General features: G+C 74.5%; 3 protein-coding genes. 1 reads left to right on the forward strand and 2 read right to left on the reverse strand.

Annotated elements, in window-relative coordinates; genetic code table 11:
- On the reverse strand, nt 1-498 hold a 498-nt coding region (locus tag ACFU99_RS36835), incomplete at its 3' end, for an LLM class flavin-dependent oxidoreductase (protein ID WP_384400964.1).
- A gap of 150 nt (nt 499-648) precedes the next feature.
- A complete protein-coding gene (locus tag ACFU99_RS36840) occupies nt 649-2643 on the reverse strand; it encodes an FAD/NAD(P)-binding protein (RefSeq protein WP_384400967.1) in 1995 nt (664 codons plus the stop codon).
- Nucleotides 2644-3110: 467 nt separating this feature from the next.
- Here ACFU99_RS36840 and ACFU99_RS36845 point away from each other — a divergent pair, with 467 nt between their 5' ends.
- Complete coding sequence (locus tag ACFU99_RS36845; RefSeq protein ID WP_384400970.1) at nt 3111-3638, forward strand: GNAT family N-acetyltransferase; 528 nt, start codon at nt 3111-3113, stop codon at nt 3636-3638.
- The last annotated feature ends 148 nt before the right edge of the window (nt 3639-3786 follow it).

Here is a 3786-nt window from a genome sequence, read left to right on the forward strand (position 1 = left end):
GTGGAGCTTGTCGCGGTCGATGAAGCGGCCGGTGGCGATGTCCCTGATCTCGGCGTCGTCCTCCCAGCTGTCCCACAGCCGCCCGGCGACGTCGGCGACCTCCGCCGCCTCGCGCCACAGCGCCCGCGCGGGGGCGGCGGGGCGGCGGCCGAAGAGCCGCGCCTCGGCCGCCGTCGTGGACACGTCCACGGTCCAGCCGGCCCGGCCGCGGCTGACCCAGTCCAGCGTGGCGACGGCGCTGGAGACGTGGAACGGCTCGGTGTGCGTGGTGGTGACGGTCGGCACCAGGCCGACGCGTTCGGTCGCGGGGGCGACGCGGGCGAGCACGGCGAGGGCGTCCGGGCCCCGCCGGGCGAAGGAGTCGCCGAGGGTGACGAAGTCGAGCCGGCCGCGCTCGGCGAGGCGTGCGGCGCGTACGTACGGGTCGGCGTCGAGCGCGCCGGCGCGGTCGACGGCCGCGGCCAGCCGCAGCGGCCGGGAAGGGGAGGGTACGGACATGGTCGTATGCCTTCTCTCGGTGGTCGCTCCCGTGCGGCGGGCGGGTCTTCTCGCCTCTGCGGAGCGACGTCTCTATGGGTTCCTCGAAGTCCGTGCGGGCTCGGCATGCGTTCGGGCGCTGGACTCAAGCTCCGAACTCAAGCGCTGGGCTCAAGCGCTGAGCGGTGTGCGACAGGACGCGTCGCGCAGGAAGGTGAGCAGGGCCCGCGCGGTGGCGTCGTTCTGCCGGAACGCGGGCGCGTTGGTGCGGGGCCGGGCGAAGGCCCCGGACGAGCGGGCGTCGGTGTGCGCGCCGACGGCGAAGCGGCGGGGGTGCGGGCGGCCCGTACGGTCCAGGACGCGCAGGTCCACGGGGTCGACGGCGAGCAGCCCGGCGGGGGTCGCCGCGGCCCCGTCCGTGTGCAGGCCGCGCAGCAGCGTGTCCCGCGAGCGGACCACGGACGGCGCGGGCAGCCGGGCCTCGACGAGCGCTCTCGCCTCGACGGCGTGACCGGGCACGCTCGCGCCGTCCGCGCGGAAGACGCCGCGCTCGGGGTCGGCGGTCACGGTCATGTCCGCGCCCAGGAAGCGCACGACGCCGGCGCGGGAGAGGGCGAGGAGCTGGCGGAGCCGGGGGCCGGGCGGGCCCGAGGCGAGATAGCTGAAGAAGCCGTGCCACCACGGGCCCACGTCGCCGAGGCGCACGAGCTGCCCGTAGACGGAGAGCAGGGCGAGGAAGACGGCGAGGTCGGGGCTGTGCGCGGGGTCGTGGGCGCGGGCGAGATCGGCCTCGATGTAGCCGCGCAGGCCGTCCTGGAGGGAATCCGCGTCGGTGTGGCGCAGACCCGCGAGGGGGCGGTCGAGCGTGTCGAGGTCGAGCCGGTCGGCGGGGTCGGGCACGGAGGCGGTGACCAGCGCCTGGAGTTCGGGGCCGCCGGGGTCGCAGGCGGCGTACTTCTCCTCGAAGTCCGGCCAGTCGACGGATGTGCGGTGCGGGTGGGCGGTGAAGAGCCGGTGGTAGTGGGCGAAGCCCAGCTCCTTCTCGATCAGCGGCCAGACGTCGCGCCGGAAGTCGAGCGGGCCGGGGCGGGCGAGCAGGGCGTCGACTTCGGCCGGGCCGAAGAAGCGGGGCAGCGGGGGCGCCTCGCCGCGCAGCGGGTAGCCGAGCTTGGAGTGGTACGGGACGCCGCGCCGCGAGCCGACGTGCAGGACGGGCTCCCGCCCCGAGGGGTGGTAGATCAGCGCGCCATCGGGCCCGTCGTCCGTGTAGCGCCCGCCGCGTCCCTCGGTGAGCAGCACCATCAGGTCGATGAAGGCCAGTCCGAAGCCCCGTACGATGACGGGCTCGCCGGGGCGCAGTGCGGACAGGTCGCTGTCGGCGGTGAACTCCGGTGGAATGTGCGTGAGTTGATGTTCCTGGGCGAAGGCGGCGAGGGCGCTCTGTTCCGCGTCGGGTTCGGCGTCGAGGTGGCCGAGGGCGAGGACGACGAGGTCGGCGAGGAGCGGCGTGGGCCGGTCCGCGAGCCATACCTGCTGCCGGCCGTCGCGCGGCCCGGACACGCGGGTGGCGCGGCGGCGGTGCTCGTGGACGGTGATGTGCGGGGGCAGGTCGGCCAGCGCCCGCTCGTACACCCAGCCGAGGTACGCGCTCTGGAGCCGCCTGCTGGCGAACGTCTGGCCGGTCAACTCGGCCAGCTCCGCGGCGGTTTCGGGTTCGAGGTCGACGGCGAGCGCGCCGGTGCGTACGAGCTCGGCCCACTCGGCGAGGGAGGGGCCGGGGCGGACCGGGCCCTCCTGCTCGACGGACTCGTCGCCGAACATGGTGACGTCCTCGGCCATGGAGTTCATCCACAGCAGCCGCGACTGGTCGTGCCGCCAGATCCGGCCGCCGCCGGGCGGGTGCGGGTCCACGAGGTGGATGTCGAGTCGCGCGCCGTCGAGGAGCTCGGGCGCGTTGGCGGCGATCCGCTCGATCACCCCGGTGGCGCGCGGCCCGGCGCCGACGATCACGACGGAGGGTACGAGGGCGGCGTTCGGAACACGATCGCTGATGGCCTGACCGGTCAGAGCGCGGTCGTTCAGGAGGCGGGCGGCGCCCGGTCGGGGGTTCGGCGGGGAGGCGGCGGAAAGGGTTTCGGGGTGCGTGGCTGCGCTGCCCAAAGACATGCGGAGGCTCCGTGGATGCAGAGATCGAACACGGGATACGCCTTCACACGCGGGCCGCGCCCCTCAGCACGGCCGTGACAGGAGGCTAAGCCGCCCGTACGGTGCGTTGTCAACCCCGTCCGCACTGTGAGCCGTGCGTCCCATATCAGTTGACGAGAAAACGGATGCCTGTTCCACTTGGGCCATGCATTCACGGCAGTGGCTGGTCACGCGGGACCACATCGACTTCGGTCGGGTGTGGTCGTCGTCCTGTCAGAGCTGACCTTCCGCCCTGCGAGCCCGGCTGTTCTCCGGGCTCCGAGCCCGCCCTTCGCGGCGCGGCGGCGGCATACGCGCGTTCCTTCCGCGCCTTCACACGCCTGAGTCCTCACACGCCTCAGCGACTCCCCCTCGCGCACCCTCCCCTCAGCCCGCCCTCCCCCGTCCCGGCGCCGCGCCCGTCCAAGCCCCCGCCCGAAGGGTCCCGTATGCGTTCCCAAGCCCTGCCCCCGACCGGGGGCGCCCCTGAGCTGACCGTCCACCACACCAGCGTCGACGATCCGCTGGCCCGCCCGCTGCTCGACGAGCTGACGTACGAATACACCGCCCGTTACGGCGAGTCCTCCGATCTGCACGGCTATCCGGCCGCCGAATTCGCCCCGCCCGAGGGCGCGTTCCTGCTGCTCCTGGAGCGCGGGGCGGCCATCGCGGGCGGCGCGTTCCGCCGCCACGAGTCGGCCGGGCCGCCGACGGCCGAGCTCAAGCGCATCTGGACGCACTCGGCGCACCGCCGCCGGGGGCTGGCCCGGCGGGTGCTGCTCGTACTGGAGCGGGAGGCCGCCGCGCGCGGCTACGAACGGCTCTTCCTGACCACCGGGCCCCGGCAGCCGGAGGCCAAGGGTCTGTACCTGGCGGCCGGTTACCGCCCTCTCTTCGACGTGTCGGCGGACCCGGAGACGATCGGGCCGCTGCCGTTCGAGAAGTATCTGGACCGGTCGGAGAACCGGCCGCGATGAGCAGGAGCGCGACGCTGCCGGGCCGTCCGGCCAGTACGGCGGTGTGCCCGTAGGCCGCGACGAGTGCGCCGGTATCGAAGCCGAGCCCCGCGCCCGTACGCGCCCCGGCCCGGCCCCGGCCCGGCCACCCGGCGGCCTGCCACCCGGC

Origin of the sequence: Streptomyces sp. NPDC057654, from assembly GCF_042800135.1 — a bacterium.
Taxonomy (GTDB): Bacteria; Actinomycetota; Actinomycetes; order Streptomycetales; family Streptomycetaceae; genus Streptomyces.